This window comes from Sorangium sp. So ce117 (assembly GCF_051524395.1).
In the GTDB taxonomy this organism is placed as follows: Bacteria; Myxococcota_A; Polyangia; order Polyangiales; family Polyangiaceae; genus Sorangium; species Sorangium cellulosum_B.
In genome coordinates, this window is sequence record NZ_CP150309.1 from 1,113,527 (window position 1) to 1,127,361 (window position 13,835).

The 13,835-nt window shown below is 71.3% G+C and carries 10 protein-coding genes; 2 read left to right on the forward strand and 8 right to left on the reverse strand.

Annotated elements, in window-relative coordinates; all coding sequences use genetic code 11:
• Positions 1 to 24: 24 nt before the first annotated feature.
• Positions 25 to 1,719, forward strand: a complete 1,695-nt coding sequence (locus WMF46_RS04200; RefSeq protein ID WP_437984413.1) for a delta-60 repeat domain-containing protein — start codon at positions 25 to 27, stop codon at positions 1,717 to 1,719.
• Between the two features lie 45 nt (positions 1,720 to 1,764).
• On the opposite strand, the gene WMF46_RS04205 is transcribed toward WMF46_RS04200, so the two are convergent.
• Positions 1,765 to 3,231 (reverse strand): glucose/sorbosone family PQQ-dependent dehydrogenase, encoded by a 1,467-nt coding sequence (locus WMF46_RS04205; RefSeq protein WP_437984414.1) that lies wholly within the window; start codon positions 3,229 to 3,231, stop codon positions 1,765 to 1,767.
• 614 nt (positions 3,232 to 3,845) lie between these two features.
• Positions 3,846 to 4,646: a DUF4339 domain-containing protein gene (locus tag WMF46_RS04210; RefSeq protein WP_437984415.1), complete on the reverse strand. Its 801-nt coding sequence runs from the start codon at positions 4,644 to 4,646 to the stop codon at positions 3,846 to 3,848.
• Between the two features lie 203 nt (positions 4,647 to 4,849).
• On the opposite strand from WMF46_RS04210, the gene WMF46_RS04215 reads away from it, so the two are divergent.
• The gene (locus tag WMF46_RS04215; protein WP_437984416.1) at positions 4,850 to 5,641 is read left to right on the forward strand and encodes a hypothetical protein; all 792 of its coding nucleotides are present in this window, start codon (positions 4,850 to 4,852) and stop codon (positions 5,639 to 5,641) included.
• Positions 5,642 to 5,671: 30 nt separating this feature from the next.
• Here WMF46_RS04215 and WMF46_RS04220 read toward each other — a convergent pair whose 3' ends face one another.
• The 6 genes from WMF46_RS04220 to WMF46_RS04245 all read right to left on the reverse strand — a co-directional run bounded on the left by WMF46_RS04220 (position 5,672) and on the right by WMF46_RS04245 (position 13,700).
• On the reverse strand, positions 5,672 to 7,849 hold the full coding sequence (locus WMF46_RS04220) for a hybrid sensor histidine kinase/response regulator (protein WP_437984417.1): 2,178 nt from the start codon (positions 7,847 to 7,849) through the stop codon (positions 5,672 to 5,674).
• Positions 7,833 to 9,398, reverse strand: a complete 1,566-nt coding sequence (locus WMF46_RS04225; RefSeq protein WP_437984418.1) for a methyl-accepting chemotaxis protein — start codon at positions 9,396 to 9,398, stop codon at positions 7,833 to 7,835. Before WMF46_RS04225 ends, WMF46_RS04220 begins: the two co-directional genes overlap by 17 nt.
• A 144-nt stretch (positions 9,399 to 9,542) precedes the next feature.
• Entirely contained in the window at positions 9,543 to 10,124 is a 582-nt protein-coding gene (locus tag WMF46_RS04230; RefSeq protein WP_437984419.1) for a YfiR family protein, read from the reverse strand.
• A gap of 75 nt (positions 10,125 to 10,199) precedes the next feature.
• Positions 10,200 to 10,553: a response regulator gene (locus WMF46_RS04235; RefSeq protein ID WP_437907124.1), complete on the reverse strand. Its 354-nt coding sequence runs from the start codon at positions 10,551 to 10,553 to the stop codon at positions 10,200 to 10,202.
• Between the two features lie 155 nt (positions 10,554 to 10,708).
• Positions 10,709 to 11,197: a chemotaxis protein CheW gene (locus WMF46_RS04240; protein ID WP_437907125.1), complete on the reverse strand. Its 489-nt coding sequence runs from the start codon at positions 11,195 to 11,197 to the stop codon at positions 10,709 to 10,711.
• A 163-nt stretch (positions 11,198 to 11,360) separates the two neighbouring features.
• Entirely contained in the window at positions 11,361 to 13,700 is a 2,340-nt protein-coding gene (locus WMF46_RS04245; RefSeq protein ID WP_437984420.1) for a TonB-dependent receptor, read from the reverse strand.
• Positions 13,701 to 13,835: the final 135 nt, after the last annotated feature.

The window sequence follows — 13,835 nt, forward strand, 5'->3', positions numbered from 1 at the left end:
GCGGGTGACCTAGCCTGGCGGGCCGTGAACAGCACAACCCATCGAAGAACCGCCGCCCTGGCCCGCGTGGCGGCCCGCGCGGCCCTCCTGGGGGGCGCCGCGGCGCTCCTCGGCTGCGAGGCGCTCCTCGGCATCGAGGACGTGTCGCTCGACGCGGGCGCCGGCGGCGGCGCCTCGTCGTCCTCGTCCCCCTCGGGTTCCGGCGGGGGGACGGCCGACGGAGGCGGCGGGCAGGGGGGCCAGGCCGAGGGCGACTTCACGTTCGCGATCCTGGCGGACCTGGTCGATGTCCCTTACAACGGCGTCAACCACGTCCACGTCGCGATCACCCGCATCGGCGGCTTCGACGAACCGGTCGTGGTCGACGTGCAGGCGGCGCCCGCCGGCCTCGTCGCGGATCCGATCACCATCCCGTCCGGCAGCAGCGCGGGCAGGCTGGAGGTCGGCGCCTCCGGCGCGCTCACGCTGGGCACGGCGTTCGACCTCGACCTGATCGCCACCTCCGGCCGGACGACGCGCACCGACAGCGCGCGCGCCGTGGTCACGGGCAAGCCCGGCACGCTCGACGAGAGCTTCGGCGCGGCGGGCATCACCTCGTGGAACCTCGCCTCGGACGGCGGAGGGCTCTACGACATCCGGCAGGGGGCGTCGGGGCAGATCCTGACCGCCGGCAACAGCGTCAGCGGCGTAGGCGCGTCGAAGCTCGAGGGCTTCCGCCTGCTCCGCGACGGCGCGCTCGACCCCGCGTTCGCGGGCGGCCGCGTGACGAGCAGCTTCTGTAACTGCACGAAATACCAGGAGCTCCGCGGCATCACGCGCCTCATCAACGGCACCGTCTTCCTCGCCGGCTACGCCAGCGGGGAGGCCACGGACGACATCGCCTTCCTGCGCTACCGGGACAACGGGACGCCGGACAACATCGACTCGGCCAACACGGGCAAGGGCCTGATCGATCTCGGCGGCGACGAGCACGTGGCGGCCATGGATCTGTCGGCCTCCGAGCAGCTCTTCGTGACCGGCGAGCGCGATGGGCAGCTGTTCGTCGCGGCGATCAACCCGACGTACGGCTACCTCGACAACAAGTTCGCCACGGTGGGGTGGCTCGCGCCGCTTGGCGTCGGCCCGAGCGCGGGCACGGCGCTGGCGGCACGTCCGGACGGCTCGGTGCTGGTGGCCGGCTGGGCAGAGCAGGGCGGCGACCGGGACATCGTGCTGGTGTCGCTCGCCGCGAACGGCGCGGTCAGCGGGCTGGGGCAGCTGACGGTCACGAGGCCCGGTCAGCAGGAGCCGGTGGCCGTGGTCGTCCAGCCCAATGGCAGCGTCCTCGTGGGCGCCCGGAGCACCGAGACGGGGTCGAGCGACTTCCTCGCGGTGAGCATCGATGCCGACGGCCGGCTCGACCCGACCTTCGGGGAGGACGGCTTCGCGCTGGCCGGCCTCGCGGGCGGCGAAGCGGTCGACATGGCGCTCCAGCCCGACGGCCGCATCGTGGTCGCCGGCAACGTGGGGCCGCGCGAGGCCAACCAGCCCACCCTCGCGCGCTTCCTGCCGGACGGCGCGCTCGATCCGACGTTCGGCGACAAGGGCGTTCAGGCGCTCTTCCTCGGAGAAGAGGACTTCGTGCAGTCGATGACGCTCTCGACCGACGGCAAGCTGCTCGTGTCCGGCATCCGGCAGACGTTTCCCACCCACGGCCTCGTCGCGCGGCTCTGGAACTGACGGGCCTGCGCCGGTACGACGCAGGCCCGCGACTCCGGTGCTGGCTCAGTGCGATGTCGTGTACTTGAACTCGAGGATCGCCCCCGGGTTCTCCAGGACCGTCGTGACGCCGCCGGTCGGTCCGCTCGTGTTCCCCGCGGTGTCCGTGATGATGTAGAACGTCTTGCGGTCCGGGCTCATCGCGAGATCGCGGTACCGGTTCGTGGTCTGGAAGAGGACGGTGGGCTCGCCCTCCACGGTCTTCCCGTTCGGGCTCAGCTTCACCTTGTACACGGCGCCCTTCTTGAGGGAGGTCATCAGGAGAGAGTGATCCCACCCGTGGACGCCGTGCCCGGCAGGGTAGTAGTGGAGCGAGGAGGGCGCGATCGTCGGCCAGCAGATGTACTGGCTGAACCCGCACGCCCAGTCGAAGAAGACGTAGTCGTTGGGGACCGTGTAGAAGGTGAGGAGCGGCTCCTTGAAGTCCGGGTGGCTGAAGGCGCTCTCCAGCTGCCGCGGCACGGACGGGGGAGGAGCGAAGTCGCTCCAGGAGAGCTCGTTGCACGGCGTCGGGCTCGAGGCCGACCAGTTGTCGTACGTGTACGCCTGGTCGTCCTGGTAGCCGGCGACGTACGGCCAGCCATAGTTGTTGCCGGCCTGGATGAGGTTCAGCTCGTCGTCGCTCTTCGGCCCGTGCTCGTTCGCGTAGAGCTTGCCGCCCCGGCCGAACGTGAGGCCCTGCGCGTTGCGATGGCCGTACGAGTAGATATGGCTGCGGACCCCGTCGATCTTCGGGTTGTCCTTCGGGATCGAGCCATCGACGTTCAAGCGCAGGATCTTGCCGACGTATTTCTGCCAGTCGTGCGCCGCGACCTCGGCCGCCGTCGGCAGCTCCTGCGCGCGGATGGGGTTGCACATCCTGGCGAACTGGTTGTTCCCCTGATCCCCTATGGTGTAATAGAGCTTCCCATCGGGCCCGAACAGGAGCCGCGCGGAGTTGTGATCGTCGCTCCCCGGCAGGCCCGTGATGACGTCGACAGGGTTTCCGAGGGTCTCGGTCACCCGGTTGTACGTGTAGCGGCGGATCTTCGTCCTGCGGTCCACCGCCGGATCTGCCGCGACGTTGTAGGTGAAGGAGACGTACACGTAGTCCTTCCCTTTGTGCTTGAGCAGATCCGGGTGCAGCGCCAGGGCCAGCAGCCCGTCCTGACCTCCCGACTGGAACGCCTCCGGGATGGTGATCGCGGTCTTCTGAAGGCCGTCCTCCGGCCTCACGCGCACGACCCGCTTCCCCGTGCGCTCGGTGAGCCACAGGTAGCCATCCGGTCCCCAGACGATCCGCATCGGAAACGAGAGATCCCGCACGATCTCGCGCGAGGTGAAGGTCGGCTCCTCGCCGGAGCACGCCTCGTCGCCATCGCCGGGATCCTCGGCCTCCTCGGCGACGATGGCCTGAGCATCGGATTCGAGCGGCTCGTCCGGGGGAGCCGCCTGGCCACATCCGGTGAGGCTCCACGAAGCCGTGGTGAGCAAACCAACTTGAGCCAGAACAACAGCCAGGTTGCGTGAGATAAAGGGCGACATAGGACTACCTCCCTGTCTCGTTCACGGGACGTTCACGTGTCGGTGCTAACCAGATCCCACCGCGCCATGGCGTCGCGGACGCGCTGGGAAAATCTCGGCATACAACCGGGGATTGCGAGACATCCGGTAGGGCCCTCCCCGATTAGAGTAAGGTCTTTACTATAGCAAATGTGGAGCTCGCTCGCACTGACAACGTTGATTTGCGATGTTGGCGATGTCGGCGGATGACATTGTGCGTGAACGAGCCACTGTGTCGTTCCTGGCGCGGACATGGCTGCTCCGGTCGGCTCGAAGCCCAGCGCGAGGCGCCACCGCGCGTTGCGGCGAGCGTCGGAGCGATCCACCGCTGACAGCGCGTGGCGCGGCGGAGGTGCTCTTACGAGACGAAGGCGAGCCGCCGGGACGCCGAGGAGCGCGCCCTCCTCGCGCTCGTGGCGTCGCTTGCGCCTCGGCGGCCTTCGTGTCCGGATCGCTGTGCCAGGACGGCCGAGCGTGGCTGCGCGGCCGATCTCGCGATGTCTCGTGTCGCGCGGCGCTCGAAGGAGCGCTGGATCTCGGTGGGGTTACTTCGCCGGCGCCGGCTCTGCGGACACGTCGAGCTTCTCGATCGAGCGCGGGGTCCCGAAGCCGGGCCCGCCGAGCGCGGTCTCGACCTTCAGATACACGCCCTGATGCCCGGAGGAGCGCGCGGCGTCGAGGAGGACGTCATTGCGGTAGAGCGTCACGACCAGCCCCGCGACGACCGACAGCGCGAGCGTCAGGCGCTGCGCCCGGCCCGTGTCGCGCGCGCGGGGCGCCGCGTAGGTCGCCTCGTTCAGCAACACCTGCTCCCGCACCTCCGGCATCCACGGCGGCGAGGTGGGCCGAGACGCCGCGAGCATCGCCGCGGGCGGCGCCTGCACCTCGGTCCGCGTCACGAGGTGAGGCGAGCTGTCGTCCAGCGCTCGGAGCGGCATCGTGTCGCCGAGCGACATCGGGGCGCCGAGCGGCATCGTGGAGGACATGTTCGACGCCACCGGCGTCGGATGGTCGGAGTCCATGTTCCGCCGCCCGGGGGCGCGCGGGGGCGGCGGAGGCGGGCCCCGGCGCGCCATGCTCGGCGGAGGACCCTGGACATGCGCCGGCTCGGGGGGCGTCGGCTCGATTCCCGCCACGACGCCGAGCGGCTGCCAGGCGGCCATCCCGGGGCGCCATATCTTCGTCGTCTCGTCGATGACATCGAGACGGAACAGATCGTCGAGCTTGTCCAACGTGAGCACCTTGATGTCGTCAGGCGCGATCGCGACGTGCCAGAGACTCTCGCGATCATCGGTTGCCGGAACGGGCGGCGCCGGGCGCCTGGCCGGAAGGGGCGGCGGTTTCATACAAAGTCCTCCCTTGCGTCCCCGAGGATGCCACGGCGCGAGCGCACCGTACACACCGACATGAGCCTCGGCGTGCTTTCGAGACGGTGCGGATTTTTGCAATGAGTGAGGTGTGAGCCGTAACGCTGTGACCCGTGGCGCTGGCGGGATCCTCGCCATGCCGGTATTCTCGCCCGCGATGGCGGCGGAGCATGGAGGCAGTCATGAACATCGCGGATGAGGCGATCGCGGCCGGCAACAGCGCTGGATCGTCCAGCTTCCGACGCTGGATGCGCGTGATGCCGGCGCTCCTCCTCGTCGCGGCCGCCGCGTTCGTGGCGGCATATTACGTCCCGCTTCACCGCGCTCACGTGCTCTTGCTGGAGGAGCAGCGGAAGTCGAACCAGAGGGCCAAAGAGCTCGAACAGACGCTGAGCCAGGTGCGCGGGGAGCTCGAGGCGAAGAAGGCGCAGATCGAGAAGGGCGAGGCGGAGCGGCAGCAGACCGAGGCCGCGAAGAAGTCGGGCGTCGAGCGGGTCGGGCAGCTCAAGGCGGAGCTCGCGGGGAAGCTCGACAAGCACGTCAAGAAAGGGGTCGCGGCGGTCGCGGTCGCGGAGGGACAGGCGTTCGTCGCGCTCTCGGAGAGCGCGGTGTTCCTCCCCAACACGGTCGACGTGAGCCCGCAGGGGCAAGCCCTCCTGTGCCAGGTCTCGGGCGCGCTGTCCTCGACCGGCGGCGGCCAGGCGCCGCTGCGCGTCGGCGCGGTCAGCGGTCCTCCGGCCTCGGTGCCGGCCCCCTTGCAGGCCGCCTATCCGACGCCGTGGGAGCTCTCCGCGGTCCGGGCGGCGACCGTCACGCAGACGCTCCAGGACAAGTGCGCGGTGGCAGGGGCCCGGCTGTCGGCGGTGGGGCACGCCGAGCACGACCCCGCGGCCGCCGCGCTCGGGGAGACCAAGCTGCCTCCGGGGCGCGTCGAGATCTCCGTCGCGCTGCCGGCGGCCTCCGCCGACAAGTGACGGCCGCGAGGGCGCTCGACGTGCCCGCCGTCACGCGCCCCCCAGGCTGGCCGCGATGATCCGGCGCAGCTCCTCCTCGACGAACCGCTGCTTCGACAGCACCGCCCGCACGCCGAGCCCGCGCAGCGCGGCCTCGCTCTGCTCCTGCGCCGCCGTCGTCAGCACCACGACCGGCACCCGGGCGAGCCCGGGCGAGCGCCTGAGCTCCGCCACCATCTCCAGGCCGCTCAGGTAGGGCATCTCCAGGTCGGTCAGCACCACGTCGGGCGGCGCCGCCCGCGCCCGCGCGAGCCCCTCCCGCCCGTCGCTCGCCTCCTCCACGCGCAGCCCCATCGACCGCAGGATGCCGCAGAGCAGCTCCCGCGCGACGGGCGCGTCCTCCACGACCAGCGCGAGCGGCTCCCGCTTCTGGTCGGCGGCGGCGGTGAAGGGCGCGCTCCCCGGCGCCTGCCGGGCGTACGCGAACAGCCGCTCCACGTCGAGGAGCAGCATCGCCTCGCCGTCCGCCGTCGGCGCCACCCCGCGCACGAGCGGCGAGGTGAGGGGCATCTCCTCCGAGCGCACGAGCGCGACAAGCCGGGGGTTCTCGTAGCCGTCCACGCTCACAGCGAACAGGCCCGCGGCGTGGTGCAGCACGAGCGCCGCGTCCCCGGGCGCGGGCTGGCCTCCGTCGCCGAGCAGCGCCCCGAGCGCGTACAGCGGCGCGAGCTCCGCGCAGGCGCCGCTGGTCAGGCGCACGCGCGGCCCGTCGGGGGCGCGCAGGAGCTCCTCGTCCTCCAGCAGCACGACCGAGTGCACGGCGTGCGTCGGCACCGCGCACCGGAAGCGCCCGCTGGAGACGGGGACCACCTCCTCGCCGTGCAGGTTCTTCGGCACCACGAGCACGATCGTCGTGCCGAGCCCGGGCTTCGAGTCGACCCGTACCTGCCCGCCCAGCGCGCCGATCTCGCGCGCCACGATGTCGAGCCCGACGCCCCGGCCCGAGATCGCGCCGACGCTGCGGCTCGTCGTGAGCCCGTGCGCGAACAGGTACGGGATGAGCTCGGCGTCGTCGAGGGTCGAGGCGCCCGGGACCGACGGCGCGAGCACCTCGCGCAGGCGGGCGAAGTCGACCCCGCCGCCGTCGTCCTTCACCTCGACCCGCACGGCGGCGTCGGTCTGGACCACGGTCACCGCCACCGTCCCGCGCGCGGGCTTGCCGCGGCGGGCCCGGACGTCCGCCGGCTCGATCCCGTGGTCGATGGCGTTGCGCACGAGGTGCAGCAGCGCCGGCTCGAGGCGGCGCTCCACGGCCGCGTCGAGCAGCCCCGTCCCCTCGACCCGCGCCTCGACGTCCTTGCCCAGCATGCGCGCCGCGCTCCGGGCGGCGAGCGACACCTGGTTCAGCAGGCGCTCGGTGCGCACGACCGACGCCCTCCGGACCACCTCGTCGAGCTCGTCGAGCGCGCGCCCCGCCGCGAACTCGTTGCTGGACCAGTCCGCCCGGACGGCGCTCAGGAGGCGCTCGATCTCCGCGCCGTAGCCGAGCGTCTTCGCGATGCGCTCCGCGAATCGATCCACGTCCGCGCCGCGGGGGTCGATCTCGACGAGCAGCGCGCGGAGCATGCGCTGGGACTCGCGGAGTCGCCGCTGGATGACCTCCCGCTCGCCGTGGAGCCGCTGGAGCTCCTGCAAGAGCGCCCCGACGGCCTCGGCGTCGAGGGCCGCGCGGGCGGTCGGCTGGGCGGGGTCGGGCGGCGCGTCGGGCGGGTCCAGCCGCGGCGGCAGGACGCTCTCGTGCACGGAATCAGACGGCGGTACGAGCGCCGGCGCGAGCTCGCCGGCGGGCGGGCCGCCGCCGAGCTCCGCGCGCGCAGCGCGGAGGGTCTCCTTCACGATCTCGAGCTCGGGCGCGGCCTCGGCGTCGGGGCTCGCCGACAGGAGCCCTAGCCCCTCCAGCGCGCCGAGGAGGCTGTCGCCGGTGAGCTGCGTGGGGCGCGCGCCGCCCCGCACCGCGTCGATGACGTCCTCCGCCAGCTCGGCCAGGTCGCCGCACGCGGCGAGCTCCAGCATGTGCGCCTCGCCCTTCAGCGTGTGCAGGAGCCGGCGCAGCACCTGCAGGTTGCCGCTCTGCCCCTGCTCGTAGCCGAGCCACAGGTCCGTCGCCTGGGCCACGCGGTCCGGCATGGTCCGGCGGAAGGCGGCGACGAGATCAGCCCGGCTCCTCATCCGCGTCCGCCTCCGCGCCCTCGGGCTTGCCGGCCCTCGCCCCCGGCGGCTTGACCCGGAAGGCCTTCGCCGTCGTCTTGAGCACGTGCGACAGCTGGAGCAGCGACTCGGCCGAGCGCGTCGCGGCCACGCTGCTCGTCAGCGTGTCGTTCACCGCCCCGACGATGTTGACGATCGCCGTCTTGACCCGCGCCGTCCCCTCGCGCTGGTGGTCCACCGCGTCCGAGATCTGCGCGGCGGCCGCGGCCGTGTCGCGGGCCAGCTTGATCCCGTCCTCGGTCGCGAGCACGGACGCGTGGGAGGCCGCGTGCATGTTCGCCACGAGCTTCCGGATGTCGCGCACCGAGTCCATGACGTGCTCGGACAGGCGGCGCATCTCGGCGGCCACGAGCGAGAACCCGCGCCCCACCTCGCCGGCCTTCGTGCCCTCGAGCGCGGCGTTGAGCGCGAGCAGGTCCGACTTGTCGGCGATGCTCTGGATCAAGGACAGGATCTCGCCGATGCGGTCCGAGTGGGAGCTGACGAGGCGCGTCTGCTCCGCCGTGTGCTGGACGCTGACGAGGCTCCGCTGCGCCGTCTCGTGCACGGTGGCCGCGTCCTTCGCGATGTGATCCGCGCTCGCGGTCAGGGCCTCGACGGTCCGCCGGATCTCCTCGAGCGCCGCGTTCTGCTGGCTCGCGCTCGTCTCCTGCTCGCGCACCGACGAGAACATGCCGGCGGCGGCCGACGCGACCTCCGCCGAGGTGTTGCCGATCCGCGAGGCGAGCTCCTGGAGGCTCGTCACCATGGAGCGGAACGCGGCGAACAGCTCCCCGTCGCCGGTGATCTTGCAGGTGAAATCGCCGCCCGCGACCCGCGCGGCCGTCTCCTGGAGCTCGCGCAGCTGGGTGTTCATCCGCTCGAACGCGCTGGCCATGTCCCCGAGCTCGTCGTCCGAGATCCTGAGGGACAGCCGGGCCGAGACGTCGCCCCGGGCGATCCGGTCCGCCGCCTCCTTGATGTGCGCCATCGAGCGCGTCATGCGCGCCGAGATGACCCAGGCGAGGCCCAGGCCGAGCAGCGCGATCCCCGCCGATTGCAGGGCGATCGTCCTGCGCGCGTCGGCGCGGCGCTCGGCGATCCGGTCGCTGCGCAGCCCGACGGCCAGCGTCCCGAGCTGGCGATCGCCGTTCCGCGACCGGATCGGGGCCTCGCTGACGACGACGCCCGCGTCGCCCCGGCCCCGCGCGCCCTCGGGCGCCTGCACCGCGCCGATCGCGGCGATGCGCTGCCCCCTCGCGTCGTAGACCGACACCCAGCTCACCAGGGGATCGGTCATCGCGGTGCGCAGGGTGTCCGGGAAGGTCTCCGGCGGCTGCTCGAGGTCCATGGCCACGCCGATGGGCTCCTTCAGCATGGTCGCGAGGATCCCGGCGCGCTCGCGCAGCTCGGCCTCGCTCGCACGCGCGGCGTGCTCGGGGATCAGCCACAGATCGAGCGCCGACAGCACGATGGCCACCGACGCGACGAGGGCGGCGATCTTCCAGCGGATAGAGCGAAAGTTGAGCATGGCGGGTGAGGGGCGGCGATGGCGGACGCTGAACGAGGGGCCCTGGATGGGCGATGGGCGATGGGAGATCGCGAGTCGTGAACCGTGAGCCGTGAACCTGCGAGCGGCGATGCGCGGTGTCCGGTGACGGACGCCGCGAGGGCCTCAGTCGACGATGCGGGCGAGCCGGAGGAGCTGCGGGTCGAAGCGGAGGCCGACGGCGTTGGCGTGCTTCACGTTCAGCAGGAGCTCGGGCTTGGCGCCCGAGAGCCCCACGGCGACGGCGCAGCCGCGCTTCGTGTCGTCGCCGTCGCCGCACACGACGATGCGGACGACGGCTCCCTCGCGCGACGGGATGTCCGGGATGGCCGCGGCGAGCCCGCGCGCCACATAGACCACCTCGGCGCCGGCGGCGCGCAGCGCCTCCTGCAGCTGGGCCCTTCCGCTGTACGTCACGCGCAGGACGGACGCCGGCCGCTTGGCCACGGTCGTCTTCGCGGCCAGCCTGGAGAGCACGGCCGCCATCGCGCTCGCGTCCTCCGCGCTCGCGCCCGACTCCGCCCCGACGACCGCGAGCACGGCCGTGCCCGCGCGGCTCGCGAACCCGCTCTCGTAGCCGATCGAGCGCAGGAGGATGGCGCCCCGCAGCTCGTAGGGGACGGAGGCGGCAGAGCGGCTCTCGGTGCTCACGGTCGTGAGGAGGGCCGCGGCCATCAGCATTCGAATCGACGAGATCGGAGACTCCATGTTCCGCTGGCGAGCTCTGTACGATCGCGGACGGATCCTCGACGGGCGTGGCATCAGTCGACCGCGGTCCCCACGTCAGCGTTCCTTGCCGGCGAGCCGCTGGACCAGGGCCGGCAGACGATCGAGGTGGCGCTTCGAGAGGACCGCGTCCGCCTGGACCTCCAGCTTCAGCTGCTCGAGCTCCCGCTCGGAGTGTCCGGACATCAGGATGACGCTGAGCTGCCCGAGCCGCTGGTTCTTCCGGAACAGGGTGAGCAGCCGGTCCCCACGGATGGTGGGCATGAAGACGTCGAGGACGACGATGCGCACCTGGTGCCGCACGATGGCCTGCGTCGCCCCGATGGGGGAGGGGAGCGCGAGCACCTGAAAACCGGCAGAGCGCAGCACGCGAGACACCTCTTCTCGGGCGATCTCGCTGTCGTCGATCACGAGCACAGGCGCGTTTGTCGGCGCGGTTGTCGGCGTGCTCGCGGGCGCGCTCGCCGGCGACCGCGACAGCGGGGCCGCGCTCGCCGGGGACGCCTCATCGGCCGAATCGAGCGGCTGTCTGGCCCTGGGCGCAGGGGATCGGGAGCTCGGAACGCTCATGGATTCGACCAGATGCCCTGAGCTTCGCGCGTCGCCACGAAGGGCCGAGGCGCAACGCCGGGAGCGTCGACCAGGTGGGTCACGTCGAGGAAGGTCACTGCTCCCTCGCTGGTGTCGACGACAGCGTTCGGCACGGGCTCCCCGAACACCTCGACCGCGGCGACACACCGCGTCTTGCCGGCGGGCAATCCCAGGTAGCCGCGCGCAGCACGGCAGACGACGATGCGGAGCGGGGTAGCCGCCGGCTCCGCGAGGACGGGCGACAGGATCACGATGATCCTCCCCCGGTCCTGGAGGATGCCCATCACCCGGGGGTCGGTGCGCGGCAGCGGCAAGGGGGCGCGCCACGCGATCACCTCTTCCACCTGCTGCGCCCTCACCGCGAACGTCACCGCGCCCATGTCGAAGAGCAGGAAATCGACAACGGCCCTCTCGCGCAGGCCCTTGTCCGGGGTGTCGTCGAGCAGATCGTGAACCTGGCTCATTGTTTCGGACAAGGTGTCCTCGATTTATCACAAGGGCAGACGCCGGGGAGGTGCATTCGTATCGGGCTGCGCGGCGTCAGGAGATTTCTGATGTCGGTTCTGCTGTCGCTGTCGTGCGCGTGGCCTTCCCGCGCGGGCCGCCTTCCCGCGCAGGCCGGCGGCGTCAGTAAGACGCCTCGACCGAGGCGCCCACGTAGGGGCGACCGGTGGTGATGATCAGCCGGTGCGAGGCGTAGGACGGTGGAGGGACCTTGTTGAAGGTGAGGTTCTTGCCGAACACGGAGACCCAGACGCGCTCGATCGGCGAGAAGGACACGGCGGCGTCGAGGTTGAACGCCGATCGCGCCGCCAGCCGATCTCTCGGCGGCAGCTCGTCCGTGTCGTGGGCGGGCGCGTCCCTGGAGCCGTGGCTGTTCATGCCAGTCCGGAAGGTCGCGGCGAGCCCGGCGGTGAACCGGCTGGCGCTGTAGCTCAGGTGGCCTTTGACGAGGTGGATGGGGTAGTTGGCCCAGGTCTCGCCGTCCCAGTTGGTCAGGATGTTGAGGTCGCTCTCGGCGCCGAACGGCTTCGACACGCTGTACCAGAGGTCCCCCGCGAACCCGCCGCCGAGGTCGGCGATCGCGCCGATCTCGCCGCCGAGGGCGTCGACGTCCGCGGTGCTGTTCGCGAAGCTGCCCCACCAGCCGCCCACGGCCGGGTGCCTGGGGTTGTGGGCCACGTGGTCCTCGAAGTCCTCGGGCCGCACCCGATCCCACAACACCCAGCCGAGGGTGTTCATGTAGTGCTCATAGAAGACCGCGACGTCGAGGGCGAGGCGCTCGTCGAGCAGGCCCACGACATAGTCGAGCTCCACGAGGTGGGAGGACTCCGGAACGAGCGAGGGCAGCGGCGCGATGGGCTCGTCCTCGAAGGCGGCGTTGAATCGCTCGAGCCAGTTGAAGTAAGCCGCGTCCGGGAAGCGGAAGCCCTTCTGGTAGGACAGCTTGACGTTCTGCGTGTCGCTGATCGCGTAGGCGGCCGCGACGCGGTAGGAGGGGCTGCTCACCGGCTCGGGCTCGCGCGAGAGGCCCCCGCGGAGGTTCAGCTCTCCAAACTCGGTGTGATCGAAGCGCAGGCCCGCGGAGACGGTGAGATCGTGGAAGGTGGCCGTGCTCTCGCCGAAGGCGGCGAGCTCGGTCCACGAGAAGCTCTCCGGGGACTCGAAGGCGGTCCCGTAGAGCCGTCCCCAGCGGGATCTCTGGCCGTTGAAGCGCTTGTGGCTCGCCGACGCGCCGATCGCGAGCTGGCTGTTCGGCAGCGCCGTCGTCTTGTAGACCGCCTTGATGTCCCGGTGCTCCTCGCCGAGGCCCCCGACCGGCAGGAGCCCTGCGCCCGGGACCGGATTGGACGCCTTCGCCATCTCGTCTGCGACCCAGTCGGCCGGGACGATGGCCGTCTCGAAGGCCGAGAAGGTCGGGACCAGCTCGACCTTGTGCTGCCTGGACAGGTGGACGTGGATCTCCGGCGTGACGGCGAACGTCCTCTGCCGCACATGGCCGGTGTTGCTGTCGGACCACTGGCCCGCGAGCTGCTCGCGGGTCATGCCCCTGTTCGGGGCGTTGCCCATCATCGACGTCTGCGCGTAGTCGAGCCGCAGATCGACGCTGACGGGGCTGCGCTCGGAGCCGTAGCGGAATCGGCCGAAGCCCTTGTAGCTCGGCTCGCCGAGGGCGTTGACGCGCGTGTGGTGCAGGAAGGGAGACGCCGTGACGCCCGCGTAGTCCTTCCCGTACAGCTCTGCCGTGTTCGGCCGGGGCGCCTGGGGCAGCTCTCCTTCGTTGTCGGCGTGGCCGAAGTAGAGGAAGAAATCGGCGTTGTGCTTCTCGCTGAGCAGGCCGCCGTAGCTGGCCTCCAGGGTGCGCGTGTCGCCGGAGGCATACGACGCCTTGCCCCAGAGCCCGGGGCGGGTGATCCCCGTGGGCCTGAGGACGTTGACGAAGCCGCTGATCGCGCCCGAGCCGTGGACGATGGCGCCTGGGCCGAGGATCACCTCGACCCGCTCGATGTCTCCGGTGAGGGGCACGGCCAGCGTGCTCCCGATGGCGCCGAAATGGGCGCGCATGTTCGTGTTCACGCCGTCGACCATGACGAGCGTCTTGGCGTTGTTGTCGATGAGCACGCCGCGCACGCCGATGAGGCGCGAGGTGCGCTCGTGCTCGCCGATCAGGACGCCGGGCTGGTGGGCTTGCAAGAGGTCGTCGAGCGAGCGGACGGCGTAGAGCTTCAGCGTCCGCGCATCATAGAGGCGCGCCTGACCGGTCGACGTCTTGCTCTCGGTCTCGAAGAAGCCAGTCGACGAGACCTTCACGTTGAGGAGCTCTTCGAGGTCGAGCGAGAGGAACTGCCCCTGCCCGCCGTCATCGCCGCTGGCCAGCGCCTCGCCCCCCGGGGTCTGCGCCCAGGAGGAGCCCGCCGCCCCGAGAGGGCATAGCAGCGAGCAGAGGAGCAAAGCCGACTTGCGCATCGATTCCCCACCTTCGAGCGCCGGGAAGGGCGCACGGGATCGGGGCGAGCCGGCGAGCCGGCGGCCCCGAGGTCCTGGAGCACACCTGGACCGCCGGCCATGGCGGTGCGCGGCGGCGCCAGCGGGCGCGCGCTG

Excerpts from the sequence above, each read along its gene's own strand:
- WMF46_RS04245 (WP_437984420.1), bottom strand. The coding sequence starts at position 13,700 with ATGCGCAAGTCGGCTTTGCTCCTCTGCTCGCTGCTATGCCCTCTCGGG.
- WMF46_RS04240 (WP_437907125.1), bottom strand. The coding sequence starts at position 11,197 with ATGAGCCAGGTTCACGATCTGCTCGACGACACCCCGGACAAGGGCCTG.
- WMF46_RS04210 (WP_437984415.1), bottom strand. The coding sequence starts at position 4,646 with ATGAAACCGCCGCCCCTTCCGGCCAGGCGCCCGGCGCCGCCCGTTCCG.
- WMF46_RS04230 (WP_437984419.1), bottom strand. The coding sequence starts at position 10,124 with ATGGAGTCTCCGATCTCGTCGATTCGAATGCTGATGGCCGCGGCCCTC.
- WMF46_RS04220 (WP_437984417.1), bottom strand. The coding sequence starts at position 7,849 with ATGAGGAGCCGGGCTGATCTCGTCGCCGCCTTCCGCCGGACCATGCCG.
- WMF46_RS04225 (WP_437984418.1), bottom strand. The coding sequence starts at position 9,398 with ATGCTCAACTTTCGCTCTATCCGCTGGAAGATCGCCGCCCTCGTCGCG.
- WMF46_RS04215 (WP_437984416.1), top strand. The coding sequence starts at position 4,850 with ATGAACATCGCGGATGAGGCGATCGCGGCCGGCAACAGCGCTGGATCG.